The organism is Veillonella parvula (assembly GCF_040094895.1).
GTDB classification, from domain to species: Bacteria; Bacillota; Negativicutes; order Veillonellales; family Veillonellaceae; genus Veillonella; species Veillonella parvula_L.
Window position 1 is genome coordinate 321824 of record NZ_JBBNGV010000002.1, and the last position, 25542, is coordinate 347365.

General features: G+C 37.9%; 26 protein-coding genes, 1 tRNA gene and 1 pseudogene. 2 read left to right on the forward strand and 26 right to left on the reverse strand.

From position 1 onward, the window contains the following. Nucleotides 1-212 precede the first annotated feature (212 nt). The 9 genes from AAAT26_RS05425 to AAAT26_RS05465 form a co-directional block, all read right to left on the reverse strand. Nucleotides 213-1472: an Nramp family divalent metal transporter gene (locus AAAT26_RS05425; protein WP_278604821.1), complete on the reverse strand. Its 1260-nt coding sequence runs from the start codon at nucleotides 1470-1472 to the stop codon at nucleotides 213-215. Between the two features lie 19 nt (nucleotides 1473-1491). Further along, a complete protein-coding gene (locus tag AAAT26_RS05430) occupies nucleotides 1492-2241 on the reverse strand; it encodes a hypothetical protein (RefSeq protein ID WP_302682746.1) in 750 nt (249 codons plus the stop codon). A 210-nt stretch (nucleotides 2242-2451) separates the two neighbouring features. Then, nucleotides 2452-2542 (reverse strand) — tRNA-Ser (locus tag AAAT26_RS05435). Nucleotides 2543-2592: 50 nt separating this feature from the next. Then, nucleotides 2593-3027, reverse strand: coding sequence for a Dps family protein (locus tag AAAT26_RS05440; RefSeq protein ID WP_128113961.1), 435 nt, complete (start codon nucleotides 3025-3027; stop codon nucleotides 2593-2595). Between the two features lie 384 nt (nucleotides 3028-3411). After that, nucleotides 3412-4023: a serine O-acetyltransferase EpsC gene (epsC, locus tag AAAT26_RS05445; protein WP_105086845.1), complete on the reverse strand. Its 612-nt coding sequence runs from the start codon at nucleotides 4021-4023 to the stop codon at nucleotides 3412-3414. A gap of 163 nt (nucleotides 4024-4186) precedes the next feature. Further along, the gene (gene cysK, locus AAAT26_RS05450) at nucleotides 4187-5101 is read right to left on the reverse strand and encodes a cysteine synthase A (protein ID WP_302682745.1); all 915 of its coding nucleotides are present in this window, start codon (nucleotides 5099-5101) and stop codon (nucleotides 4187-4189) included. 214 nt (nucleotides 5102-5315) lie between these two features. Beyond that, nucleotides 5316-6176 carry a hypothetical protein gene (locus tag AAAT26_RS05455; protein ID WP_060919290.1) on the reverse strand — a complete coding sequence of 287 codons (861 nt, stop codon included), beginning with the start codon at nucleotides 6174-6176 and terminating at the stop codon, nucleotides 5316-5318. Nucleotide 6177: 1 nt separating this feature from the next. Then, nucleotides 6178-6675, reverse strand: a complete 498-nt coding sequence (gene queF / locus AAAT26_RS05460; protein ID WP_060919289.1) for a preQ(1) synthase — start codon at nucleotides 6673-6675, stop codon at nucleotides 6178-6180. Between the two features lie 91 nt (nucleotides 6676-6766). Then, on the reverse strand, nucleotides 6767-7588 hold the full coding sequence (locus AAAT26_RS05465; protein ID WP_133300042.1) for a hypothetical protein: 822 nt from the start codon (nucleotides 7586-7588) through the stop codon (nucleotides 6767-6769). 949 nt (nucleotides 7589-8537) lie between these two features. Between AAAT26_RS05465 and AAAT26_RS05470 the strand changes: the two are divergent. Further along, a pseudogene (locus AAAT26_RS05470) lies at nucleotides 8538-8708 on the forward strand (class II fumarate hydratase); the annotation flags it as partial. A gap of 144 nt (nucleotides 8709-8852) precedes the next feature. Here AAAT26_RS05470 and AAAT26_RS05475 read toward each other — a convergent pair. The 7 genes from AAAT26_RS05475 to AAAT26_RS05505 all read right to left on the reverse strand — a co-directional run bounded on the left by AAAT26_RS05475 (nucleotide 8853) and on the right by AAAT26_RS05505 (nucleotide 13641). After that, nucleotides 8853-9389, reverse strand: a complete 537-nt coding sequence (locus AAAT26_RS05475; protein ID WP_060919286.1) for a hypothetical protein — start codon at nucleotides 9387-9389, stop codon at nucleotides 8853-8855. After that, nucleotides 9386-10912 (reverse strand): hypothetical protein, encoded by a 1527-nt coding sequence (locus AAAT26_RS05480; RefSeq protein ID WP_349208974.1) that lies wholly within the window; start codon nucleotides 10910-10912, stop codon nucleotides 9386-9388. Before AAAT26_RS05480 ends, AAAT26_RS05475 begins: the two co-directional genes overlap by 4 nt. After that, the gene (locus AAAT26_RS05485; RefSeq protein WP_324249876.1) at nucleotides 10897-11337 is read right to left on the reverse strand and encodes a hemagglutinin repeat-containing protein; all 441 of its coding nucleotides are present in this window, start codon (nucleotides 11335-11337) and stop codon (nucleotides 10897-10899) included. Before AAAT26_RS05485 ends, AAAT26_RS05480 begins: the two co-directional genes overlap by 16 nt. Nucleotides 11338-11690: 353 nt before the next feature. Next, entirely contained in the window at nucleotides 11691-12032 is a 342-nt protein-coding gene (locus AAAT26_RS05490; RefSeq protein ID WP_060919284.1) for a hypothetical protein, read from the reverse strand. After that, entirely contained in the window at nucleotides 12032-12658 is a 627-nt protein-coding gene (locus AAAT26_RS05495) for a hypothetical protein (protein WP_060919283.1), read from the reverse strand. Before AAAT26_RS05495 ends, AAAT26_RS05490 begins: the two co-directional genes overlap by 1 nt. A gap of 23 nt (nucleotides 12659-12681) precedes the next feature. Then, nucleotides 12682-13023, reverse strand: a complete 342-nt coding sequence (locus tag AAAT26_RS05500) for a hypothetical protein (RefSeq protein WP_060919282.1) — start codon at nucleotides 13021-13023, stop codon at nucleotides 12682-12684. 156 nt (nucleotides 13024-13179) lie between these two features. Next, nucleotides 13180-13641 (reverse strand): hypothetical protein, encoded by a 462-nt coding sequence (locus tag AAAT26_RS05505; protein ID WP_060919281.1) that lies wholly within the window; start codon nucleotides 13639-13641, stop codon nucleotides 13180-13182. Between the two features lie 467 nt (nucleotides 13642-14108). On the opposite strand from AAAT26_RS05505, the gene AAAT26_RS05510 reads away from it, so the two are divergent. Further along, entirely contained in the window at nucleotides 14109-14840 is a 732-nt protein-coding gene (locus tag AAAT26_RS05510; protein WP_349208975.1) for a stalk domain-containing protein, read from the forward strand. A 167-nt stretch (nucleotides 14841-15007) separates the two neighbouring features. Here the strand turns inward: AAAT26_RS05510 and AAAT26_RS05515 are convergent, their stop codons facing one another. The 10 genes from AAAT26_RS05515 to hisD form a co-directional block, all read right to left on the reverse strand. After that, nucleotides 15008-16633: an AsmA family protein gene (locus AAAT26_RS05515; RefSeq protein WP_349208976.1), complete on the reverse strand. Its 1626-nt coding sequence runs from the start codon at nucleotides 16631-16633 to the stop codon at nucleotides 15008-15010. Between the two features lie 223 nt (nucleotides 16634-16856). Beyond that, on the reverse strand, nucleotides 16857-18689 hold the full coding sequence (locus AAAT26_RS05520) for a carbon starvation CstA family protein (protein ID WP_349208977.1): 1833 nt from the start codon (nucleotides 18687-18689) through the stop codon (nucleotides 16857-16859). A gap of 276 nt (nucleotides 18690-18965) precedes the next feature. Next, nucleotides 18966-19592, reverse strand: coding sequence for an imidazole glycerol phosphate synthase subunit HisH (gene hisH, locus AAAT26_RS05525; RefSeq protein WP_316689590.1), 627 nt, complete (start codon nucleotides 19590-19592; stop codon nucleotides 18966-18968). A gap of 78 nt (nucleotides 19593-19670) precedes the next feature. Further along, nucleotides 19671-20747 (reverse strand): histidinol-phosphate transaminase, encoded by a 1077-nt coding sequence (gene hisC / locus AAAT26_RS05530; protein WP_349208978.1) that lies wholly within the window; start codon nucleotides 20745-20747, stop codon nucleotides 19671-19673. A 125-nt stretch (nucleotides 20748-20872) separates the two neighbouring features. After that, nucleotides 20873-21199: a phosphoribosyl-ATP diphosphatase gene (gene hisE, locus AAAT26_RS05535; protein ID WP_302682739.1), complete on the reverse strand. Its 327-nt coding sequence runs from the start codon at nucleotides 21197-21199 to the stop codon at nucleotides 20873-20875. 2 nt (nucleotides 21200-21201) lie between these two features. Further along, on the reverse strand, nucleotides 21202-21519 hold the full coding sequence (gene hisI / locus AAAT26_RS05540; RefSeq protein ID WP_270279303.1) for a phosphoribosyl-AMP cyclohydrolase: 318 nt from the start codon (nucleotides 21517-21519) through the stop codon (nucleotides 21202-21204). Nucleotides 21520-21779: 260 nt separating this feature from the next. Beyond that, nucleotides 21780-22538 (reverse strand): imidazole glycerol phosphate synthase subunit HisF, encoded by a 759-nt coding sequence (hisF, locus tag AAAT26_RS05545; RefSeq protein ID WP_287517771.1) that lies wholly within the window; start codon nucleotides 22536-22538, stop codon nucleotides 21780-21782. Nucleotides 22539-22709: 171 nt separating this feature from the next. Then, entirely contained in the window at nucleotides 22710-23432 is a 723-nt protein-coding gene (gene hisA, locus AAAT26_RS05550) for a 1-(5-phosphoribosyl)-5-[(5-phosphoribosylamino)methylideneamino]imidazole-4-carboxamide isomerase (RefSeq protein WP_316584309.1), read from the reverse strand. Nucleotides 23433-23445: 13 nt separating this feature from the next. Continuing rightward, the gene (hisB, locus tag AAAT26_RS05555; RefSeq protein WP_316584310.1) at nucleotides 23446-24036 is read right to left on the reverse strand and encodes an imidazoleglycerol-phosphate dehydratase HisB; all 591 of its coding nucleotides are present in this window, start codon (nucleotides 24034-24036) and stop codon (nucleotides 23446-23448) included. A 131-nt stretch (nucleotides 24037-24167) separates the two neighbouring features. After that, entirely contained in the window at nucleotides 24168-25445 is a 1278-nt protein-coding gene (gene hisD, locus AAAT26_RS05560) for a histidinol dehydrogenase (protein ID WP_316689588.1), read from the reverse strand. Nucleotides 25446-25542: the final 97 nt, after the last annotated feature.

Consider the following 25542-nt stretch of genomic DNA (forward strand, 5'->3'; position numbering starts at 1 on the left):
TTAATTGTAACATATTTTATACCCCTCTTGGGTATTCAAAGATACGCTTTTCACATAATGGATACGTTAGCAACATGGCAAAAGGACCGCCATAGCGGTCCTTTGCATTCTAATGTTGTATTCTAATGTTGTACTCTAATATTATACTCTAATGCTGTATTCTAATGTTGATTTTATAAGAAACCTTTTGGAAACTAACAAAGAATATTCTATTAGCCTACAATCAATAAGTAAATATTCATAATTGTAACGATGATACCTATGCCCCATAAGAGAATATTTGTAAATTTACGGTTCGCATATTCTCCCATAACCTTGTGGCTGCTTGTCATGTAAAGTTGCAAGAATATGGTGATAGGTAATTGCAAGCTCAAGAACATTTGAGAGAACAATAATGCTTGGAAGGAATCTGTAATAAACACGATCAATAATAATGCTGGAATATATGTTAGTGCCAAGCCTAATCGCGTATGGAAGTCTTTCATATCATAAGACTCGCCAAACATTCCTGCAAAGATACTTGCCCCCGCCATACCTGCCGTAGCAGATGAGGCAAAACCTGCAAATAACAATGCTATCGCAAAAATAATACCCGCTGCGGGTCCAATGAGTGGTCGCAACAACTCCTCAGCCTGTTCAAGCTCTGTTACTTCAATTCCATGAGCAAAGAAAACAGCCGCCGCCAATATAATCATGGCGGAGTTAATCATCCACCCAATCCCCATAGATAACAAAGTATCGAGGAATTCATAGCGTAACTGCCGTTTCATAATCGCTGGATCTTGTGTATTGAACTGGCGACTTTGGATGATTTCAGAGTGCAAAAACAAGTTGTGAGGCATAATTACGGCCCCTAATATACTCAAAATAACGAGCATCGATGTATTAGGAATATTAGGATCCACCCAACCGATACCAGCCGCTGCCCAATCCACATTGACCATATTTACCTCAACGAGGTACGCCAATGCGATAAGGGATACAAAACCAGCAATGATTCGCTCTAATTTACGATAGGAGTTCGTAATGAGCATGACCGTACAGATAAGAGCCGTCAAAATGCTACCTATCAAGATAGGAATACCAAAGAGCATCTTCAAGGCGATAGCGGCGCCAATAAACTCAGCCAAGGCTGTCGCTGCCGCCGCAATTCCTGCCGTGCTAAGCACAAAGCGAGATGCATAACGCGGTAAGGACTCATAAGCACATTCCGACAAGCATTGACCGCGTACAATGCCTAAATGCGCCACATTATGTTGTAATAAAATGAGCATAATCGTAGATAGTGTGACTACCCACAATAATTCGTAACCATAACTAGCACCAGCTGCCAAGTTAGCAGCCCAGTTGCCCGGATCGATAAATCCAACGGTTACGATTATACCAGGTCCTATATATTTAAAGACCTCACTTACCTGCTGCTTACCATTTTGATGGACAGTAAACAATTGTTTCTTTAAAAAATCAATCATTATAACCCCTTACTAAGAGTTATAGAGTGAACGTCATCTCCGTCTGCATACGAGCATCTGTTTTGGATTTTTTATCCTTGGAGTCCGCATAACGAATACGCACTTCATTATTTACTTTAACGCGAGAATCATCAATTTTGAATTTCTTCATTTTTTCTTTGATTTGTTCATCTGTTAAAGCGCGTTCTTCCGGTTTTGCTACTTCATCGCCAGCTTTATCAAGGGCCTCTTGTTGTTCCTTGGATATTTGATATGTCTTACCAGATTTTTTAGCCCTTTCAGCACGCTTTTCATCTAGTTTTTGACGGCGCTCGTCAGTAGCTTTTTTATCGCGAGCAATACGGTAATCCATTACATCACGCATGTTTTCTTGGTAAATACGCAGTGCATACTCTCGATCATTGTCATTCATTTGCTCACGTTTTGTGACTACCTCATCGATAAGCGGCATAAGCTCATCCTTTGTGTAGCTAGCACCATCAAAAGTAAATCCGTGAGTATCTGTAATAGCACCATGTTTAATGAGCCTTTGTAATGCTGTATACGTCCAATCATTAGGCGTAATAACATCTGAGTTCACACGCTGTTGTCCTTTACTAGAACTACTAACAGTCTCTACATCAGCACTTACGCCATCCACCATAGGACGTGCACTCGGAATGGCAATACTTTCAGCATGACTAAATCCAACAGACGCAACGAGGCACAATGCACCAATGCCTAACGCTCGACGGATACGATTCATTTGACGTGTATGTTTTGTATTCATAAGAGTCTCCTTAAAATTACATTTTATACAATCTATTATATGAAACCCCTAGACATACGTCAACTCTATAACCTTACACACCTGTGTCATTCAATACTAATAAAGCCTTGGACTCACTCGAATCCACACAAATTAGGCCTATATAAATAATATAATAAATCACTATATTATACAAAAAGACCCCACATCGAGTGATGTGAGGTCTTTACATGGCGGAGGATTAGGGATTCGAACCCTAGCGACGGTAACCCGCCCTAACGATTTAGCAAACCGTCCTCTTCAGCCTCTTGAGTAATCCTCCATGCTTTACTGGGTAATCATATCATACCCAATAAGGCATTGTCAATCGTCTTATTTCAGCATAGATTCGATGAACCAGATTTGTTTTACATAGTATGCAACGTGATCTTCCATCATGCTTACGAGCAAGAAATCACCTTCTTCATCAGCTGCTGCACGAATTGCTACAGCTTGATCATTCATGTATTTAAAATCCTTAAGAAGGATATCAATTACCTTTGCTTGAGGGATGTCTTCTTGTCCCAATTCTTCGATTTTAGTCAATTTTGCATATTCTCCGGAATTTACCAATGGAAATTGACCTTGCATTTTCACATGTTCTGCTACGGCATCAAAGTATTCAAAGGCTTCATCATAAATGGATTCCAAGTATTCATGAATAGATTTGAATTGCGGACCAGTTACATTGAAGTGTAGGTTATGTAATTTTACATTCCATACGGAAAGATCTGCTAAATATTGATTTACTTGTTGTACGTTTTTCATAATAAAACTCCTTTTTTCACTTAATTCTCAATTATAGTTTATTCTAAAAGCAGAACAAACACAGTTAGCTTCTACGCCATCAATTCGTTTATTTAATTTATAATCAATATTGATTATGTTTATATTCTACCAATAATGATTTTCCATGTCAATATATGAATAGATATTTTTGTATAAAAGTTTAATGAAAATATTATAACCATACTAAATCAAACATATCCTCACTCCATACTAAATCTAAATCCAATACTTCACGGAATCATGTTTCTACGAATCATAAAAAACCTCTAACTACTAGTTAATCTAATAGTTAGAGGCTTGTATGATTCTATATTCAATATGACTCTATATTAAAAATGATTATATATTAAATACGTTTCTATATTAAATATAGTATTCTATGTAATTATCAGGAATCTTCTTCTCCTCTGCTTGTGCAGCAGCTGCATTGCGACTAGGTTTACGGACATACATATTTTCTGGATCTGTTTCAAAGATTACCATATCCTTAGGAATATCATGTTTGATAACGAGATTGCAGCCAATCTTCGTGCGCGCCCCAATCGTAATATCTCCTAAAATTTTTGTACCCGTACCGATGAGTACATCATCTTCAATGGTCGGATGGCGCTTTACCTTTTTAGAAGACATCCCACCTAGTGTTACTTGATGGAACAAGGTTACATTATCGCCTACAATAGCCGTTTCACCAATAACAACCCCCATACCGTGATCGATAAAGAGACCTCGACCAATCGTCGCACCTGGATGGATTTCAATGCCCGTTACATGACGAGAATGGAGAGCCACACGACGAGCCAAGATGGGCCACCCCGCCTTATATAGACGATGGGCAAAGAAATGCCAGAACAAAGCCGTAATATGAGGGTATGTCCATATAACCATCCATACACTTGTGGCAGCTGGGTCAGAATCCATTACGCGCTTAATATTATATTGAATTTTGCCCCATAATTCGCGCAAACCTTGCATCATAGTGACTCCATCTCAAATAACTCTACTTAACATTCTACAGAAATATAGATATATCTAGTATACAACATATTGGGTCTATATTCCTATATATAAGGCTTTATATCTATATAGAACCTATTCTTTTATCAATCCGAAATTCCGTATTGTATCTATCTAAAACCTATTATTTAACGTATTCGTTGTTGCCAAAGTCCAAGAGGGATAAATATTTCTCTACTCCATCAGGTGCAATAACAACGATGTTCTCCTTAGGTAATTCACGAGCCATGCGTTTTGCCGCTACAATGGCCGCCCCCGCGGAAAGGCCAATAGAGATACCACTTTCACGCATAAAGGTTTGCACCTCACTAAAAGCTTCTTCGTCACTTACCGTTTGCACGCCGTCCATCAATGTTTGGTCAAAGTTTTCAGGAATAAACCCAGCCCCAATGCCTTGAATTTTGTGAGGGCCACCCTTACCTTCTGTAATCGCCGGAGATCCCGTTGGCTCTACAGCAATGGCCTTTAGATTAGGATTATGTTCTTTCAATCGTCTTGTAACGCCTGTGAAAGTACCACCTGTACCGATACCCGCTACAAATACATCGACATTCGGCACTTGTTCTACAATTTCAGCACCCGTCGTGCGGTAATGCATATCTGGGTTTGCAGGATTTACGAATTGCCCCAAGGTGAAAGCATTTGGATACTTCTCTAAAATTTCATTGGCCCGCTCAAGAGCCCCCTTCATACCTGTTTCTTTTGGTGTTAAGATGAGCTGCGCCCCATACGCCTTAATAAGCTCGCGGCGTTCTTTACTCATACTTTCAGGCATGATAATCACTGTTTTAATATGTAGAATAGCGCCTACCATAGCAAGAGCGATCCCCGTATTACCACTTGTGGCTTCTACAATGATGCTATCCTCATGGATGCGACCTTGCTCTTTTGCAGCCTGTAACATACCGAGTACGGCACGGTCTTTTACAGAACCACCTACATTATATTTTTCAAGCTTTACATAAATATTGGTATTTGGCAATTGATATATCGGTGTTTTACCAATAAGTTCAGTTGTTTGGTTTGTTACTATACTCATCTAATTCTCCCTCTAGCGATAGATGATAAAAATCGTCCTTAGGAACATCCCAAGGACGATTTTATATTGCACCTTGTTATTCACCATATACGGGGTATAACCGTTTATGTATTCCAATTAATACAACCATACTCTAACATTTGAATCATTTCATTGTCAAGAGAATGAGAACGACTTTTAAAACCCTAAAAATACAGGAAATAACTAGCTTTATCTATTTTTTTATAAGTGCGTCAAGTACCCCATCCCATGTGATGGGTACCATTATAATGATGAGGGCCAATCCAATAAAGAAAATTGCTCCTACCAAGACTGTAAGACGAGGGATAAGAGATATAGCCATGCTACTAGCTAAGTGCGATACTTTAGTTATATCATGATGTAACGCTACATGACCCCATAAGAAACCAGCAACTGTATAGGTGATAATGTATGGGTCGAAAATGATTAGGGTAGTCATTTCATTATTAACATGCATAATTCGGTTAATACTTGGTGATACTAGTGCATTTGCAAGTATGGCTAGGATTTTAAACCACACTAGGCACACGGTATAAGGCCACATTGTTTTTATCGTCATTTTCAGCATATAGAGCAAACCCACCAAGCTCGCTCCAAGAGATCCTCTTTGGCTCCACATGTACTGCTCCATCCAAGATGACTTCTGTTTACCCGCATCTACCTGGTCATAATAAAAGGATAAATCCCGTTCTCCATGAGCTAAATCAACGAGCCCTAATACTTGAAACAATATGAGCGAAAAGACTAGAATAACACCTATTTGAAAGCTTTCACTAAAGAACATGTCCATCAGATCGAAATCAAGATAACCAATGTTAAAGAGATTACCATACACATCGTGAAACGCAATATATATACCATTTGTTACAAGCATATCTAGCACAAATAGGAGCAACACAAAAATGATATATCCGTTCCAGCGAGTCCATTTACTTTGTTCTCTTAAATGAGTGTGAGTCCCTACGATTATCGATGCAGGTTGTAAAGACAAGGTCACACCAATCATAAAACAAGTAATAAAGGATGTGACCATTGTTAAATATTCGTATGCCATATTAACGGTATGCTACGCGCTCAGGCTGCATGTCGTGGAAATGAAGGCGCTCTTTTGCAGTCTTTTCCCACTCTGTACCAGGCTTGCCATAGTTTGCGTATGGATCGATGGACAAACCACCGCGCGGCGTAAACTTGCCCCACACCTCGATATATTTAGGATCCATCAACTTCACGAGATCTTTCATGATGATGTTGATGCAGTCCTCGTGAAAGTCCCCGTGATTGCGGAAACTAAATAGATATAACTTCAAAGACTTGGACTCTACCATCTTCTTATCTGGCACATAAGAAATATAGATTGTGGCAAAGTCTGGTTGACCTGTCATAGGACACAAGCTAGTAAACTCAGGGCAATTAAACTTAACGAAGTAATCATTCTCTGGGTGCTTGTTATCAAACGCCTCTAACACCTGTGGTGCATAATCAGTAGGATAATCGGTCTTGTGACCTAACATCGTTACCCCTTGTAACTCTTTTTCAGATCTGCCGGATGCCATAAAGAACCTCTTTCTATAATCTCTATAACTCTATAATTAAGATATATTAAATAATTCATGTAACACTTAATTATAGCATATAAAGAATTACTTATAGCACAACATCCTCATGTAATTCATCAAAGGTAAAAGCATATTCTTCCACACGCATAATCTCTTCCCAATCATTATGTAATAAAAGAGAGAGATGGATTGTATCCTGTTCCTCCAATATATCTGCACCAACACAATAACATGGAAATGAAAAAGAGATTAATTTACTTTCCCTAGCATTCTCTATATTAATAAGCTGTAGCTGTTTTTCACCAATTGCTAACAAATATCTATTAGAGGCCATTAGTTGATAGTATTTGATAGAAACTACATCTGGAATTTCAATAACACGTGTACCATCTACAATTATTATATTTTTAGAGTCATGACAAATTAATTTATGATTTCTAAAATACGTCACTATTCCATTATATCTATTTCGATACTCATTAAATGGATATTCATTAACAGAATCAAGATCTAGCACTGTAACTTTAAAGTCAATTAAATCCAAAGATACTACATTCTTACTCGTACCTATCATAATATAGTCTTTGCCAAAACAATGTAAGTCTGAAAAACATAAATCTTGCAAATCACTAGGAAGCTCTATTAGTTTAACCCAACTACTCTCAATATCAATTAAGCACAGAAATGCTTCTAACTTAAAAAGTATCCTATTATTGACGTAATCTATATATCTGGCTTCAGGGAAAAATAGATTTTCATCTACCTTAATTTTTTTCACTTCATTCCATGAGGAGTCCAATACAATAATCCCTTGATGGTTATTATTTATTATGCTATATGGTCCTATTCGTTCTAACATACAAATATCATTTTGGTTATATCTACTATATAAAGACTTAATAGGTTTCATAATCATTACCTTAAATCCTTTCTAAGTTTTTTGCTACGGTCTTGAGATCCCTCCCTAATCACTCCAGTTATAGGATCTGCTTCTCCTAAATGATTTCCATTTTTATCAAATACTTCTAAGTGAGCATCTACACCTTTATGAAAATATAGCTTTTAAAAAATTTTTATTGTTAGCAGGCATTCCTACTTCTCCCTTGATTCTCAATAAAGGGAATATACTTTTTCTTTACAACTTAAACGCTACAAAAAATCATAAAATTTCAATACACCTAGAACCGCTAATAAATAAAAGAATACAATCCACACTACATACATCTGTTTTTTTCTAGCCCAATCATAATAACGACTGTGTGATGACTGCCTGAATAGTGTAGCTGCAACTAAAACAGGTTGTAAAAACCAAGCCATAACAATTGGCACGGCTATGTAATCTAAGAAATAAAACATACTAAAAAGCATGAATGGGTATGTAATAATTATCGCCCAAGAGATAAATTTAATAAAACTATAATTAGAATTAGCAATTAAAGATACTAGTAATGGTGAAAGTTTTTTTCTTAAGAGTATCTTATATATGATCCAATAGAGAACAATTGCCGAGTAAAAGATGACTACGAAAACTAATGGTAAATGAATATGCACAAATGCTAACCTCTTTTACGTCTTAAATAGTTATAAATATAGGTCCATACCACATAGCTCAAAAGGATTACAATATATAGAGTAACAAAAAAATGAAAATCGACTTCATCCTCGATCATTTCAGGATTTGTAACAATAGTAAAAGGGATAATTATAAGAAAGAAAAGTACAACGCCCCTCACAAAATAATTATAAATTTTTAAAAATAACATATGAGTATTCCTATCATTAAAACTACTCGTTTACAACACAACTAAAATTTTAATTCTAATATATCACAAAATTTATATAAGTTTATATAATAAAAATTAGAACAATCCATCATGATTGCCACATCCTTAACACCATACATCGGTTATGATAAGAGTACTAAGATAGTAAAAGAACCATACAAACGCGGTTGCTCTATTAAAGAAATCATATTGGAAGAAAAACTCATGACCGAAGACGAATTCGGTGAAGCAGTTCGCATGAAATAAAATCTCTCTCATCTTTATAACATATCTGTAACATCCTCTCATACCTCAAATGAACGGAATAAAAAAGGACGCTATAGTTCTAAATCAATCAGTATAACGACTGAAGATTAGACTATAGCGTCCTTTTTAGATTTATTGAAACAACTATATTAAGCTTTTATCATTACCTGTTATATTTCTTAGAACTTGAAGCCATTTTGGTTCTCGATTTACGTCAACATAAGTAGGTAATCGTTTATCAATTCTATCAATTAACTTTTGATAGAGCTTTTTCTCTTTATCACTTAACGATTGACTGCTATCATACACTACAACCTGTCGTTTCTTAGCTTTATCTTTATAAGAAGCAATTTCTTTTAAAAGTGAGGCTCTATCATCGACTTCAATAAGATAGTGAATACTCCCCTCATTACCATTTACAAAAATAGCACCAAAAGACGTTAAACATGCAATCTCATAATCATTATAAACTTCAACAGTCAGTATTTCTCCTGGAACATACAAATCATAATCCATATCATTAAGATACCCAGCCTCCCTACCAAGAGAAGAGTCATAATTAGAGGTAGCTAAAAAGGTTGTTGTAGAAGCAACATAGGTAATTATATATATAGCTACAATACTAATAAATATAATTACAAAATAACCCATCCTTTTCAGTAAAGATTTTAGTACTATCATTTAGTATATACCTTTCCATTAGACTTATTGAAGTAAAAATTAGAAGTTACCTCAAAAGAAAACGGAGTAATTAAACCTTGTTGTTGTAAATCATAAAAGAAATTATTGGCCCATCTAATCCACTTATCTTTTATATCACTAGCATCCTCTTTATATTCATAATTAGATCTATCGAAACCTAAAAGTTTGACATCATAATAATCACCATGCTTTATAACTTTTAATCTAGCAGCCATTCTTCCTACCGATGCCCCTAAATCAGACCAGGCGCCACCCTTTTCAGTCTTAGCAAAATTAATATCAATACGTTTTAAAACACTATTTGTATCCTTATCAAAATCCTCATCACGCAAAGAAACTAAAATATCTTTAATGCCATTTGACTGCGCAATTGTTTTTGCTAAAATACTTTTCGAGTTATACTTTTCCATACTACCATTCCCAGTTCTCATTTTTTCAAAAAAAACTGTTAACACAGGATATTTAGATTTAAGTACATTACGTTCAAAAGCCATCCCGGCTTCCTTTGCTGTGTAGTGAATTATATTCTGACGTTTATTAACATCTCTTTCTTTATTAATATCAATATCCTTTTCCTTCTCTAATCTTATTGCTTCATCCAAGGCTCTCCTATCTTCATCAACATAAATAGCTTTAACCGGTACAACATCAGTAAACACATACCCTTGTTTGACTAACTCTTTTTGTAATCTAATTTGTTCATCCTTCAATAAACTATAATGATGTTCAAAGTCAGAGATACTTTGATAGGATAAATTGCCATATGAAATAAGAAAATCCTCCCAATGAGATAAATCCCAATATGATTCTGACATTATCTCCCAAGATTTGGTTTTATCACTATCTTTTTCAGCTATACTCCTTAAATTCTCCAAAAGGAATATTACTTCACGCTCACTTAAACTTTCTCCATTCTTTTTCTTTAAATATTTTTTTGCCAAATATATTGTATCTGGATTTGTTGTTAAATATTGATTCCATTTAGTCCCATATTGTGCTTCAGCTGCACCTGTCACAGGGGAATAGCCTAAGCTACCATTTACAGCAGCACCTAATAAAGCACTTAATGTTTGAGCTACATCAGGTTTTTCTTTTGCAATTTTTTGAATCTCTCCAATTAATGCTTCATTGGTAGCTCCAGCATAAAACCCACTACCCGGTTTATTCCCTGCCATACGAGCAGATACTTCAGCGACTACACCATGGGCTATTGCTTTTGCGGCTTTACCTTCTTTAGAGATTGGATTCCAATTATGTAATTGTTCAAAGGCTTCTTTTGCAAATAACTTAGATAATTCTTGACGTTCTTCAATTTTCTTTTTATCAAAGATTTCATCAAGCTTATTCAAGCTATCTTTTGTATCTCGAGACAGTGTTTGCATATTAAAGCCAGCATCTCGTACTTCTATTGTACCATTTGAAATAGCAGATTTTGTAGTAGTAGAAGTAGATTTGCTAGAGTCTGGTAACAGATTAGGTAATGTGCCTAATGTGTTCCACACAGCATCTTTTCCTGCTTTACTAAGGTTCTTAAAATTACAAAGCCACCATCACCTGCATATATCCCCGCTTGATCAGTAACACTTGCATAATCACTTTTCATTTTACCTTTGCTTGAGCTCATAGATACATTACTTAGAGAACCCGCATTTGTAGATATACTAAACCCTTTATTAGAGCTTTCACCTACATATGTCTTTGTATCTTGTAAGCTTTCAATAGAAAGATTTCCACCTACGTCGGCTGTTACAGATTTACCAATTACCTTGGAGCCACTGATATAGGTATCCTTTCCTGATGTAATATTAACAGCATCCGTACCTACAACAGTAGTACCAGTATGTGTTGTTACCTTTGTATTACCCTTTTGTTTTGCAGCATTAGCACTTGCATCAAAACCAAGTATACCGCCACCAGCAACACTAATATTAGCCCCAACAGACTAGCCTTTACTCTTAGCATTTTCAAGCTTTTCACTTGTATTCGTTGCCGCTTGTAAAGATACATCATTAGAAGCCACTAATTTGACTGATTTACCTGAAATTGCTTCACCAACAGCTTTAATGTTCGCATGAAATAAACTCTCTTTCAGCTCTATGACTTATCTGTAACATCCACGCAGACCTCAAATGAGCGATTAAATAAAAAGACGCTATAGTTCTAAACCATTCTGTATATACTACTGAAGATTAGACTATAGCGTCCTTTTTATGTTTATATACCTTATATTAGAGTTACATATTAATCAATAAAATCCTACTATATACATTATCAAAGTATCTAATAATAGGTTAAAACATATAAATATATGTATAAAGCGACTAGAAATAACCAAGTATATACGCCTACTTTAAAATTGGACTGATATTTCTCTACTTTATCACTTTCAAACTCGTCATTCTTAAGCATGAAATACATCCCAACCAAAGAAATTCCCATGCAAACTATTGTCAGAAAAAATAATACAAATACTGGGGCAAATTCATGAAGCAAAGCTATTCCGCTTCCCATTGCAAGGCCTAAAAATGTAATAATTCTAGCTAAAGTAAGCTTACCTTTATGAGTAATAAGTTTGTATATGAGAAATATAATCCCCAATATTATAATCAAATCTCGAGACATTACTTAACTACATCCTTTTTCAAATTAGACTTAATCTTATCTTTATAATAGTCTCCCGTTGTCGCCAAAGTAACACCAACGACAAAAGAACCTGCTGGTCCACCAGCACTGCCAGCAACACCTCCACCCAATCCGAAAACTACAGGAAGTAAATCCGCGCCCCAAGCTTTAGCTAGTTCTCGACCACTGTACATTTGGTAATCATTTTGCATATCGTAAAGTAAGTAACCTATTAAAACAGGCCCTCCAACTTTCGCTACAGTTCGAGTAAATTTTGATGCGTTCTCTGCATAATGCACATATCCAACCCATGGTTGATTTCCCACCTCTGATAATACATTTTGAGCAACTGACTTTCCTAAAGCCTCCTTAGTCCAAACAAATTCTGAATTATTAGAATTTTTTAGTATTTCACTATGATTAAAAGACAAGAACTTCGGTTTATCAAACGAACCAGCTTTATACTCTTTTGTTCTTTTAATTATAATATCAATTACTTCTCTTCCATCAGATCTATAATAGTTATATATAAATCCATATGTGGGATTAACAGCACCTATTTTTTCTTTATATTGATGAATATGGTTTCTTATTAAAGAATATAATTTACACAAAATTATTGACACTACCCTCAATAACAAGGATATAGCTAATAATAAATCAAAATATATAGAAAAATATATAAAGTTATCATAAATATCCAGGAGTATAAAGCCCCTTTATATAGCTTTTGATGCTTTTGGGCTTTATCCTCATCATAATTCTCACTACTTGGCACAAAATACATTCCTATTAAAGAAATACCGAGACAAATTAGCCACCAAAATAGTAAAACAAATGGAGATATCAGTTTACTCAGCAATACTAATCCACAACCGACAATAATAGAAACCGTTGCAATAATTCTAGCTAAACTAAGCTTACCTTCATGTGTAATAAGTTTGTATACGAGAAATATAATCCCCAATATTATAATCAAATCTTGATACATTACTTATCTACATCCTTTTTTAAATTAAATTTAATTTCATCTTTAACGCAATCGCCAAGTGTTGCTCCAGTAATACCAATAACAAAAGCACCTGCAAGACCAGCAGCAAGACCTCCAACACTTATTATAGAGCCTATTTAAATACTGTAATTCATACTAATGCCATGGCGTTAGCAAAACCCATTTACTGGGAACTGTAATGGCATAATTATCATCATCATAATAACGATCATCAGAATACTTCAACTTAAATCCATAATCAGTATGTAAATAAGGGCCCTCCGAATAATATGTGCTAAATGATGAATCAAATTTGTGATAGACTAAATATTTATAGTTGAATGTTCCATTAAACAAATAGTTATATTTACAAAAAATAATTTTATCATCATCTTCACGATAGCATAATACTTTTTCAAATATAACAAGCGGTTCATCAAAAAGACTATCTTTATAAATTACGTTTCCATTATTTAAAATTTGAATCTTTAATCCTTCAAAGCATTCCGTAGCATAGCGCTCCGCAAAGATAAAAACATATATTCGTTCTACTGGATTTAAGATTAAACATATCCCGATACATAATAGTATAAAAATGATATAACGTTTTAATTTCATTATTATTTTCACTACATATTACCTCGATCCTCTTCATAGATACCCCTTAAAGTTTTTTATCTGAACCATTTAACTAAATACAAGCCCAACAGAACATATACGTTTCCTACTATCAAGCCTAAACTTCACACTATTCTCAGGATGTAAGAAATAAATTATCAGAAAATCATACTATTCTTAACTTATCAAATTTAAAATCAATTTGAACACGAGAGTTAGTCACAGTCCTCATTTCCTGCATATGAACACCAATACTATTAATCATGTTTCCTCAGAATAGCATAATTAAAGTTTTGTTGTAAAGTATAAATATATTTTACAATCAAGCCTAGGTATAAAATCGATAAATTTACTCCTTCTCCTTTATCAGTTTTATAAAATTAAAATTCATAATATAATATTCATATATCCATGTTATAGTACCAATTATGATTTATCGTGACGTTTTATACACAATGGAGGTTACCATGAAATTAAAACAACTTATTGTATCCGGTATAGCCTTAGGAGCGCTGGCTTTCACAAGCGGAGTGGTACAGCCTGCACAGGCAGCAGTCGGTATGGATACACCTGCACCGACGCAGAGTTTAAAAAGACCTGCATCAGTAACGACACAGCATTACATCAATGTAGATGGCATATTATTGGAGCCAATCGATAAAAAGCCAAATGTCATCTATGTTGACGGTCAGCCACTCGTAGCTTTACGTCAAGTATCAGAAGCATTAGGTTACAAAGTATCTTGGGATGCACCTACTAAAACAGCATTGATCGACATGAACATTGCTACATTAGCGGTACAACCGGACTCTAAACAAGTCGTGCGCAAGGGTAAACTGCAAATCATCAACCTTGATACATCCGAATCTTTACTGCCTGCAGCACGTATGGTAGACGGAATTCTATATGTAAGTCCAAATGCATTCAAACTCTTGCTAAATGATGTAACCATCAATAAAGACGAAATCTATATCGTTCCACAACAAAGTCAATTAGCCACTGATTCAAACACGCAAAAAGGCAAACGAAACGGTATCGAAACATTTTTACCGGATCAAGGAGATAAAGTAATTCCATACGAAGAAGAGGAAACCAAAGAAAAGAAACCTCTTATTACGGTAAAACGAACTAACACCAAAACAGATGCCAAAGACACAGAAAATACCGAATATGTACGCTCTAACGGATTAAACAGATAATAAAATCTTTCGTATAGCTACATATAATTTAGCACCTTATAACTTAAAGAAGGCAACTCATCACCATGATGAATTGCCTTCTTTTTTGATTTTTGCTAGTTTATTGTTTTTGTTACTTTATATTGTTACTTTATTGTTTCTTCTTACCTTTTACGGCTCAATACAGTTTATTGCTTACTGTTTTTTGACAGATTATCTAAGCTATCTTTTGCCGTATCCATACTCCGCTTCAGATCCTTCATGGATTCTTTTATGTCCGGCACTGTAAGGCCAGATTTGTCGATACCTTTTGCAGAGTCAGAGGCACGTCTACTATTTTCCCTGGCTTGTTTCATATCGTCTTTAATGCGAGTCATATTTTCATCAATTTCATCAAATGACTCATCATAAAGAATAAAATTACTGCCCCCGTGGGACGTAATATTAAGAGGTCCCATCGTGAGTTGTCCATCATCGATACGCAGAGCATCCGTAGTGATAGTGGTGATTTTCGTATTTACTTTCACATCGCTAAAGGATAAATGCCGTCCTTTATTGTGAAAGTTTCCCGTAATGCTTTGAATCGGAATCAGCATATAGTGCCCTTCACCAGACCAGAAGTTCCCCCATACCTCCATATCTCGAGGTTGGCCTTCGCTTTTAAAGTTCAAATTTGCCGATACGGGCACGAGAAACTCAGGAGCCTTGAGGGCTACACTGCTATCTAAATCCTTTGCTACTCCTGTAATCGTATAGGCTCGAGTGTCCAAATTATATACACCTTTAGCTTCCAATTTACCGCTGTATACATTGGCACTAACGTTTTCAAAATTCAAAATACCATCTTGGTACGTCACATCTCCTACTACATTCTCAAAAGTAAGTGCAGGAATGCGTAAAATAGGCATCGTCACACGACCTTTAGCAAAAGGACGGTTAAAATCACCTGTTACCTTTGTAAGCAAGGTCATGGCATCATGAATATTCTCACCAAAGCCTAGTGATGATGGATCCACCCCTTTCACATCAAATTGTAGATCCAGTTGAGGCATGCGATGCTTTAAAACATCCTTTAAATCTACACGGCCTTTTAATACGAGACCATCCCCTATAGCGGTACCACCAAATTTGCCCGTCTCCATATCGATGCGAATGGCCCTCTTACTATCAAGGTCAATTCTAGCGTTTACATCCTTTATCACATAATGGCGATTTCTGTTAAAGACCTCTAACTGACTATTTCTAAGTCTAATCTTAAGATCTAAATGTTGGCCCGCCCAATTGAAGTTACGTACTTTTCTACCTAGTTCCTCCTGTCGTTCTTGCGTGGTCTTTCTAGGTGCTTTTGGACGTACTTCTATCTCATTAATGGGTTTCTTTACATCAGGTGACAACGGAGCAAAATCTAGCCGATTATTTTCATCCAAATCAAAGACCATAACCGCATCATCTAGTTCAATACCATTGATAGCAGATGACTTAAAATTACGCGTCACCACGTCCCACATATTGACGCGAATTTTTCCGCTTGGTGCATTGAGCAGCTCATGCCCATCTGGATCTTTCCAAACAAGGCCTGTAAAAGTCAGAGTTCCCCACGGTGTAGCAGATAAACTTTCAACAGTAACCGTACCGCGCAACATGGTTTGTCGAGCCATAACCTCATTAAAAATAACGCCCATTCCACGACTAGCAATGGTTGCTAGTACAAAGACTATAATCGCTCCAATAGCAAGAAAGGCAGCAATGCCTTTTAGGCCTTTCTTATACAATTGTTTATATTTTGTCCAATAAGAACGTATATAATGTTTCATAGCCCTATTATAACATGTTCAAATCACAATACCCATGTGGTGTTGCCTGTATCAATCATATTGACCATAAGAAACTCTTTTCCATACAAAAAGCGCCTTGCTCACAGAAAACTCTGCATGCAAGGCGCCATTACCTAACTATTTTATAAAAAAGACAGCAAATTTATAGATTAAAAGTGCACCCACAAATGTGAGTGCACTTTATATATTGCAATAATCAATCTTATGCTTTTACTTCTTTACCGTATTTTACAAGGCTTTCAGCTTCAATTTCAGCTTGTGTACGATAGTCTTGAGGAATATTAGACAAGCGAATCCAACTACGTACAGCTTCAATTAATACGATAAGAATCATGAGGAACATAGCCGCACTAAATGCTACTAGGATCCATTTACCAGCTGGGATATAGCTGTTAAATACATTTTCAAAATCTGCTGCAATAGCAACGATAGCCATTAGGATACATGGAATACCTGTAACCCATGCATAGCGTTTGCGGCCAAGTCGCATGATAACAGTAGTACCTACAGCCAATGTCATAGTACCTAATAATTGGTTAGATACGCCGAATAGTGGCCAGATAATACCGATGTTACCTTGTAGAACTAAGTATCCCCATAAGATACAAATCAAAGCTGCACAACCATATACGCCAGGAGTCCAATGTTGGTCGTTGAATTTAGGATGGAAATGACCTAATAATTCTTGAAGTAAGTAACGACCTACACGAGTACCAGCATCGATCAAAGTCATGATGAACAAGGCTTCGAACATGATACAGAAGTGATACCAGTAACCCATCAAGTGATCCATGTTAGGCAATCTGGAGAAGATATGAGCCATACCTACTGCTAAGGATACGGCGCCACCAGGACGGTGCATCAAGTCTTCCCCAACCATTGCAGACAATGCTGGCAATTCATGAACTTGAAGACCTAAGGCTTTAAAAGATTCAACTGTGGAGTTAATAGCGAAATAATCATCTGGATGCAATGCAGTAGCTGCAATCAACGCCATCATAGCGATGAAGCCTTCTGTTAACATCGCACCATAACCGATAGGTAAGATTTCTCGTTCATTAGTAAGCATTTTAGGTGTTGTACCTGTAGCAATAACAGTATGGAAGCCAGATAACGCACCACATGCGATAGTAATGAAGATGTAAGGGAATACGGAACCTTTCAATACAGGGCCGCCGCCATAGATATAAGGAGTAATAGCCGGCATCTGAATTTCAGGCATTACAATGATAATACCAAGTGCCAATGCGCCGATTGTACCGATTTTAAGGTATGTAGACAAATAGTCACGAGGAGCAAGTAACAACCATACTGGCAATGCAGCTGCAAAGAAACCATACACAGCAAGCATAATTTCAATGGTTTGCAAGTCGTATGTGAACCAAGATGCATATTCGCTAGCCGCTATATTTGGGCCGTAGATGATAGCTGCGAAAATTAAGGCTACACCAATAATAGTCGCCTCTTGGATTTTACCAGGACGCAACCATTTCAAATAAATACCAATAAAAATAGCGATTGGAATGGTAGCAAATACGGAGAAGAATCCCCAAGGAGAGTTATGCAATGCATTAGCTACTACTACGGCCATACCAGCAAGGGTAATGATCAATAGGAATAAGGTAGCAAGCATAGCACCGAAACCAGCTAGTTTACTGATTTCTTCGCGAGCAATATCCGCAATAGACTTACCATCATAGCGAACGGAAGCGAACAAGATAACCATGTCATGCACAGCACCGGCTAATACGGAACCAATTAGGATCCATAATGCGCCAGGCAAATACCCAAACTGTGCTGCGATAACAGGACCTACCAGTGGACCTGCACCAGCAATTGCTGCAAAGTGATGACCAAAGGTTACCCATTTGTTGGTTGGCACGTAATCGTGACCATCATTGTGAACCATAGCTGGCGTTGGACGATATTGATCCAATGTCAGTACCTTAGCCGCTATAAAAGCCCCATAAAAGCGGTACGCTAAAATTAGAATACACGCGGAGGCAATAACTAAGTAAATACCATTCATAACCATATAAACACCTCCAATAATCACGTGACATGGAGTATATGAATATTACTGATAAAACTTATGTATCCATGCCACAATGGCTTCCTAAAATGTTAGTACTTACAACATTATTGTATAACTAATCAACAAGGTGTCAATTATTAATTTCTCATTTTGAAAGTTAAGTATAACTATAAAGCATAATAACGGCATTTTCTACCTATGAGATGTCGTTATTATCCTAGATATATTGGTTACTGAATGACTTATTCCTATCTGTAATGAAAGATAGCTATATCCCTATTCTCCTGCTGTTCTATAAGTTTTTGTAATAGTCCCAAATGTACGCAACAAATTTAGACCTACGACACCGCTTTTTTCAGGATGGAATTGCATTCCATATACTCTACCTCGTTCTACAATGCCAGGTACATCGATACCATAATTTGCAGTAGATGTAATATATTCAGGATCTGTATCCACATAATAGGAATGAACGAAATATGTATATTGATCATCTACATTGCTAAAAGCACTATGAGGCTGGTGTACTACATTTTTATTCCAACCCATATGAGGCACGCTAAGACCTAGATCGCGAGGGATTTCTTTTACCTTACCTGGAATAAGTCCTAAACCAGGAGTTGGACCGTATTCTTCAGATTCTTCAAATAAAAGTTGCATTCCTAAACAAATACCTAATAAAGGAATTTCACGCTTTACTACCTCACGAATGACATCAACTAAACCATGCTCTTTTAGAACTGCCATCGCCGGCGCATATGCGCCTACACCTGGCAAGAGAACGCCATCAGCATTTAGTATTGTCTCAGGATCTGCCGTTAGCACTGCCTCAAGACCGATGTAAGCTAAGGCTTTCTGGACATTGAAGGTATTCCCTGCATCATAATCTATAATGGCAATCATAATAAACTCCATTCTATAGGGTAAAACACGATAAGATAAAGTAAAACGTATTACAAATTATACATTATTCTGTACAAATTAATTCATGAAATCTCTTAATATCTTGCGCATAACATCCCCATCTTGAGGCATTGGAATTGTAAGGCGTAACCATCCTTCTCGTTGACCTCGGCGCACTTGGTAACCTGATTTGAGCCAAGCATCTGCAAGGCCTTCCGCATCAGGCGATGCAAAGAAAATAAAATTTGCTTCGCTTTTATAGTAGTGAATACCTAGTTCATCAAAGAGGCTTTCCCATTTTGTCCGTTCCTCTGCATTTTGAGAGACCGTTCTCGCCACGAATTCTTGATCACCGAAAGCGGCTTCTGCAGCCACTTGAGATAAGGTATTCAAATTGTACGGCAAGCGAATAGTTTGCATATAATTGGCCAACTCTAAAGGTGTCATCATGTAGCCTACACGGTAGTTAGCAAGGCCATAAGCCTTCGAGAAGGTACGCATGATAGTCACATTGGGAAATTCATCCAATAGCGCACGTGCCGTAGGAACTGCTACGGAGGTAACAAAATCGATATACGCCTCGTCTATGATAACCAAGGTTTCCTTTGGTACAGCTGCTACAAATTTGCGGATATCTTCAACAGACTCATAGGTGCCCGTTGGATTATTAGGATTACAAATCCACACGAGGCGTGTCGTTTCATCTACAGCTTTCACGAGAGCAGAAAAATCATACTGCCCCGTTTCAAAATCAGCTGGCACCTCGCGAATCTCAGCACCTTCCACGAGGCCATTCAAGGCATATTCCGAAAAGGCTGGCACGCTTACTACGATGGAGTCACCAGCGGTAATCAATGTTTTATTGACCATGGCGATTACCTCATCGAGACCTACGCCGATGACGAGTTGCTCAGGTTGCACCTGCCAGTAATTCGCTAATTTCATGCGCAAATCGGTAGCATTACCATCCGGATAGTAGTTGGCATCATTATGTGTTACATAACTAAGGATAGCCTCCCGTACCAATGGCGATGTGCCGTATGGATTTTCATTCGCCGACAAACGCACCAATCTGTCGATACCAAGGCGCTCTTTCACCGCTTCAGCCGACTCCTCAGGTATATAGGGTTTCAATGTGCGAATTATCTCTTTCATAGGCTATCCTTTCTAACTATTGTCTTAATGTATATAAACGCGTTTTACCTCATTTTGTGTTTATAAACTCGTCTTAACGCATATAAACACATGAGTAATCGTAGGAACTCATAACGCGATGTACATTATAAATTTGTAATCTCTGGGCGCTCCGTAGTCTTGCTCACTACCCCTTCGCGACTCGCTAGTTCAGCTTCAATGGCTTCGTAAGGAATATTTTTCTCCGCTAATAACACGAGCAAGTGATATAACACATCTGCTGTTTCGTAAACCAGCTCCTGTGGATCATCATTTTTTGCGGCGATTACTACCTCTGTAGCCTCTTCACCAACTTTTTTCAAGATTTTATCGAGTCCTTTGTCGAATAAATAATTCGTATAAGACCCTTCCTTTGGCTGTGCCTTACGGTTTTTAATAATTTCGTATAATTCGTTCAGTGTTTGCTGTGCCATACTTAACTCCGTTCTACTTCATTAAAGAAACAACTTGTACGCCCAGTATGACAGGCAGGACCTTCAGGCTTAACTTGAATGAGCAAGGTATCTCCATCACAATCGAGGGCCATACTCACCACATGCTGCACATTGCCGCTAGTCCCCCCCTTATGCCATAGTTCTTGACGAGATCGAGACCAAAACCACGTTTCCTTTGTTTCTAGTGTTTTGTGAAAGCTTTCTTCGTTCATCCACGCCACCATGAGGACGTCCTTAGTCTCCGCATCCTGCACAACCGTTGGCAGTAAGCCATTCCCTTTTTCAAAATCTGGTTTCATATTTTATCCTTTATCAAAAGTAACCACTAATCCGTTATCCTATGTCAGTTTGTGTATCTATCGCTACATCTGTATCTGTATTTATGTATGCATTTTATTCTATATCTATATATGTATCTACATCTTCATATATTTCTAACTCTATCTATTACTATTTCTATTTCTATTTTCTGTTTATCTATAAACAAACTATTTAACTAACTCTAAACATATAGAGTAGCAAAGAATTTACGAAAGATAGTGATTTTTTTAGATCTATTTTAGCGCACTGTAATTCCGTGAGCTCGTAGTTCTTGCTTGAGTTCAGGAATTTTAACTTCCCCAAAGTGAAATATAGATGCCGCCAAAGCACCAGTAACGCCTGTTTTTTCAAAAAGCTCTACAAAATCTTGCACGGTACCGGCACCACCAGATGCTATGATAGGTACATTTACGACGGACTCTATGGCCTTATATAGTTCAATATCAAAACCGGATTTTGTACCATCTTTGTCCATACTCGTCACTAGTAATTCCCCTGCTCCACGAGCTACGGCCTCTTTTGCCCAATCTAGAGCTTTCCATTCTGTACGCTTGCGACCGCCGTGAGTATAGGCATACCATTCGCCAGTTTCTTCATCTGTTTTCACATCAATGGCTACCACCATACATTGATTGCCAAACTTTTGAGCCCCTTCTGTGATAAGTTCAGGATTAGCAAGAGCCGCAGAGTTCAAAGATACCTTGTCCGCACCAGCTTTCAGCAAAGCCGTCATATCATCAACACTCTTGATACCACCACCCACGGTGAGTGGCATAAATACTTGTGTAGAGATTTCTTGTACCACATCGCGCATAGTGGTCCGCGCATCAACGGTGGCCGTAATATCTAAAAATACAAGCTCATCAGCTTGTTGCTGCTCATAGGATGCCGCAATGTCTACGGGACTGCCTACGTCTACGAGATTAACAAAGTTAACCCCTTTTTTTACGCGTCCATCATCTACATCTAGGCAGGGAATAATCCGTTTCGCTAACATAAAGCTCCTTTCCATCGAGTGTCACTCAATATAATTCAGCTGTTACGCCCAATACATTTCAACAGTTATACTCAACATATTTCATTGACTATGCACAATATATATTGATTATGCACAATATTTCATTGGTCACAGCCAATAATTAATGTAAGAGCATCATAGTCATTTCTATTATTTCTGCTGATTGTACTCGGCGATTTCCTCTAACGTAATCGTGCCCTCGTACAGCGCCTTACCAACAATACTATCCATAACGCCTTTTTGTTCAAGTGATTTAATATCCCCTAGATTACGAACGCCACCAGAGGCAACGATGCGTGCTGTAGGGAATTCTTTTTGTAAATTTCCAAGTAACTCTTCATTGGCGCCCTGCATTGTACCATCCCTGTCTACATCGGTAACGATAAAATACTTTGCGCCCCCTTCAACCATGGCACCGATTAAATCGGTCATCGGCACGTCGGATTGGTCGAGCCAACCTTCAGCGGCAACCTTGCCATGTTTTCCATCTACACCAATAACGATGCGCTCCGCGCCGTATTCAGCGATAACCTGCTTTGTAAGTTCCGGATTTTTAAGTGCTACAGATCCTAAGATAACACGATCTACGCCCATGCCTAAATAGAGGTCAACGGCCTCTTTATCTCGGATGCCGCCTCCGATTTCAAGGATGCCTGTGAAAGCTGCACGCACTGCTTTTACAATGTCTACATTTACAGGCTTGCCCGCCTTGGCACCATCTAAATCGACGAGGTGCAAGGCTCCCACTTTAGCTGCCTCATATTGTTTCGCTTGATCTACTGGATCAGGATTGATGACCGTTTCCTGTGCGAAATCACCTTTATACAAGCGAACACTGCGCCCATCTTGTAAATCTATAGCTGGAAAAATCATAAATTCTCCTTTATTAAATAACGCCCTTTGTAGAGTTAACCCCTTGGATATCCGGATTAATAGTAACTGCTTTGCGCAATGCACGGCCTGTTGCCTTAAACATGCTTTCAATAATGTGATGCGTATTGCGACCATATACATTGCGCACATGTAAGTTCATAGCGGCGCTCATCGCAAAAGCTTGGAAGAAATCCTCCACCAACTCTGTTTCAAAGTTGCCACCTAAAACCGGCGTACTCCATTCCCCTTGGAAAACGAGATACGGACGACCGCTCAAATCGATGACAACTTGCGTCAATGCTTCATCCATAGGCACCCACGCATCACCGTAACGCTCGATGCCTGCCTTATCGCCAAGGGCTTTCACCAAAGCCTGCCCTAATGCAAGGCCAACGTCCTCAACTGTATGATGCGCATCCACATATGTATCGCCTTTTGCCTCTACTACAAGGCCAAAGCGACCGTGCTTCGCCAATAGCGTCAACATGTGGTCAAAAAAGCCAATCCCTGTGGAGATGGAGCTCGTTTGTGTCCCATCAAGGGTAATTTCTACTGTAATATCTGTTTCTTGAGTGGTGCGTTGCACCGTGCCTGTGCGTATCATAACGACCTCTATACTCCAAATCTATATTTCTAATCTATATTTCCACCCTATATTTTACAATTACATATACATATAGATGCCAAATATATACCAAATCTATTTTCTAATATTTTGTCTAATATTTTTTATAACTATTTTTCAAAGCGTACTTCGATGGCGCGAGCATGTGCTTCAAGACCTTCTGTACGAGCTAATGTAGTAATGTGTGTTGCCACTTCTTCTAACCGCTCTTTTGTAAATTGTGTAAAGGATGTACGTTTTACGAAATCATATACACCAAGTGGAGACGAAAATCGTGCTGTACCGCTAGTAGGCAATACGTGATTTGTACCGCCTAAGTAATCGCCCAACGGTTCAGATGCATAAGCACCGAGAAATACGGAACCTGCATTTTGAACGAGGCTCATATAGCTCATTGGATCTGGCAATTGAATTTCCAAATGCTCTGGCGCGACTTCGTTCATTACGGTAAACATATCTTCAATACTGTCCATAACGGCAATATAACTGTTATTTTCAATAGCTGGACGAGCGATCCTTTCACGAGGCAACAATTTTAATTGTCGTTCTACCTCATTCGATACGGCATTTGCTAAACTTTCACTGGTAGTGACCATAATAGCGCGAGCTCGAGGATCATGTTCCGCTTGGGATAATAGGTCAGCCGCCAAGTGAACTGGATTAGCGCTGTCATCGGCGATAACACCGATTTCACTTGGGCCCGCAATCATATCGATATCAACTTGGCCGAATACTTGGCGCTTCGCTGTTGCTACGTAAATATTGCCAGGGCCTACGATTTTATCGACCTTTGGAATCATTTCCGTGCCGTAAGCCAACGCCGCTACCCCTTGGGCACCGCCCACTTGATACACTGCATCAACACCAGCCAGTTTTGCTGCACCAAGTACAGCAGGGTTAATACCATCCTTTTGAGGAGGTGTCACCATGACGATTTCTTTTACCCCTGCGATTTTGGCTGGCAATGCAGTCATGATAATGGTAGAAGGATACGCTGCTGTGCCGCCAGGAACGTAGAGACCAACGCGCGCCAAGGGAATGACCTTTTGGCCACGGATGATGCCCGGTGTATCCATGTCCACAAAGCCCTGCTCGATTTCACGGCTATGGAACTCCGTAATATTAGCCTTTGCCTTTAATAGTGCAGCTTTCAAATCATCAGATAAAGATTCATAAGCAGCATCGATTTCCTCTTGAGGCACCTTGAAATCTTCGATGGATACGCCATCAAATTTTTCAGAATATGCTTTAAGTGCCGCATCACCATTTGTCCGAACATCAGCAATGATATCGTACACGCGACGTTCAATTTCCATATCTGTAGTTTGCTGTGTATAATCACGTACGATACGGAGCATCGCCTCTAGTGATTCTTTATATATTTTCATCTGTCGTCCTTCTTCCTACTTGAGCTATCAGTATCACTAGTTAGATCTAGTATTCATTTTCTATTATTCATTCCATATATTAACAGTTTTATCTGCT

Bases quoted from the DNA above. Each gene is read 5' to 3' on its own strand.
- epsC (WP_105086845.1), bottom strand. From the start codon at position 4,023: ATGATGCAAGGTTTGCGCGAATTATGGGGCAAAATTCAATATAATATT.
- AAAT26_RS05505 (WP_060919281.1), bottom strand. From the start codon at position 13,641: ATGAAATTAAAACGTTATATCATTTTTATACTATTATGTATCGGGATA.
- queF (WP_060919289.1), bottom strand. From the start codon at position 6,675: ATGGCATCCGGCAGATCTGAAAAAGAGTTACAAGGGGTAACGATGTTA.
- AAAT26_RS05425 (WP_278604821.1), bottom strand. From the start codon at position 1,472: ATGATTGATTTTTTAAAGAAACAATTGTTTACTGTCCATCAAAATGGT.
- AAAT26_RS05510 (WP_349208975.1), top strand. From the start codon at position 14,109: ATGAAATTAAAACAACTTATTGTATCCGGTATAGCCTTAGGAGCGCTG.
- cysK (WP_302682745.1), bottom strand. From the start codon at position 5,101: ATGAGTATAGTAACAAACCAAACAACTGAACTTATTGGTAAAACACCG.
- hisH (WP_316689590.1), bottom strand. From the start codon at position 19,592: ATGATTGCCATTATAGATTATGATGCAGGGAATACCTTCAATGTCCAG.
- AAAT26_RS05490 (WP_060919284.1), bottom strand. From the start codon at position 12,032: ATGTCTCGAGATTTGATTATAATATTGGGGATTATATTTCTCATATAC.
- AAAT26_RS05520 (WP_349208977.1), bottom strand. From the start codon at position 18,689: ATGGTTATGAATGGTATTTACTTAGTTATTGCCTCCGCGTGTATTCTA.
- hisI (WP_270279303.1), bottom strand. From the start codon at position 21,519: ATGAAACCAGATTTTGAAAAAGGGAATGGCTTACTGCCAACGGTTGTG.
- hisD (WP_316689588.1), bottom strand. From the start codon at position 25,445: ATGAAAATATATAAAGAATCACTAGAGGCGATGCTCCGTATCGTACGT.
- hisE (WP_302682739.1), bottom strand. From the start codon at position 21,199: ATGGCACAGCAAACACTGAACGAATTATACGAAATTATTAAAAACCGT.
- AAAT26_RS05515 (WP_349208976.1), bottom strand. From the start codon at position 16,633: ATGAAACATTATATACGTTCTTATTGGACAAAATATAAACAATTGTAT.
- hisF (WP_287517771.1), bottom strand. From the start codon at position 22,538: ATGTTAGCGAAACGGATTATTCCCTGCCTAGATGTAGATGATGGACGC.
- hisB (WP_316584310.1), bottom strand. From the start codon at position 24,036: ATGATACGCACAGGCACGGTGCAACGCACCACTCAAGAAACAGATATT.
- AAAT26_RS05475 (WP_060919286.1), bottom strand. From the start codon at position 9,389: ATGATAGTACTAAAATCTTTACTGAAAAGGATGGGTTATTTTGTAATT.
- AAAT26_RS05430 (WP_302682746.1), bottom strand. From the start codon at position 2,241: ATGAATACAAAACATACACGTCAAATGAATCGTATCCGTCGAGCGTTA.
- hisA (WP_316584309.1), bottom strand. From the start codon at position 23,432: ATGATTTTTCCAGCTATAGATTTACAAGATGGGCGCAGTGTTCGCTTG.
- AAAT26_RS05440 (WP_128113961.1), bottom strand. From the start codon at position 3,027: ATGAAAAACGTACAACAAGTAAATCAATATTTAGCAGATCTTTCCGTA.
- hisC (WP_349208978.1), bottom strand. From the start codon at position 20,747: ATGAAAGAGATAATTCGCACATTGAAACCCTATATACCTGAGGAGTCG.
- AAAT26_RS05455 (WP_060919290.1), bottom strand. From the start codon at position 6,176: ATGGCATACGAATATTTAACAATGGTCACATCCTTTATTACTTGTTTT.
- AAAT26_RS05500 (WP_060919282.1), bottom strand. From the start codon at position 13,023: ATGTATCAAGATTTGATTATAATATTGGGGATTATATTTCTCGTATAC.
- AAAT26_RS05465 (WP_133300042.1), bottom strand. From the start codon at position 7,588: ATGAAACCTATTAAGTCTTTATATAGTAGATATAACCAAAATGATATT.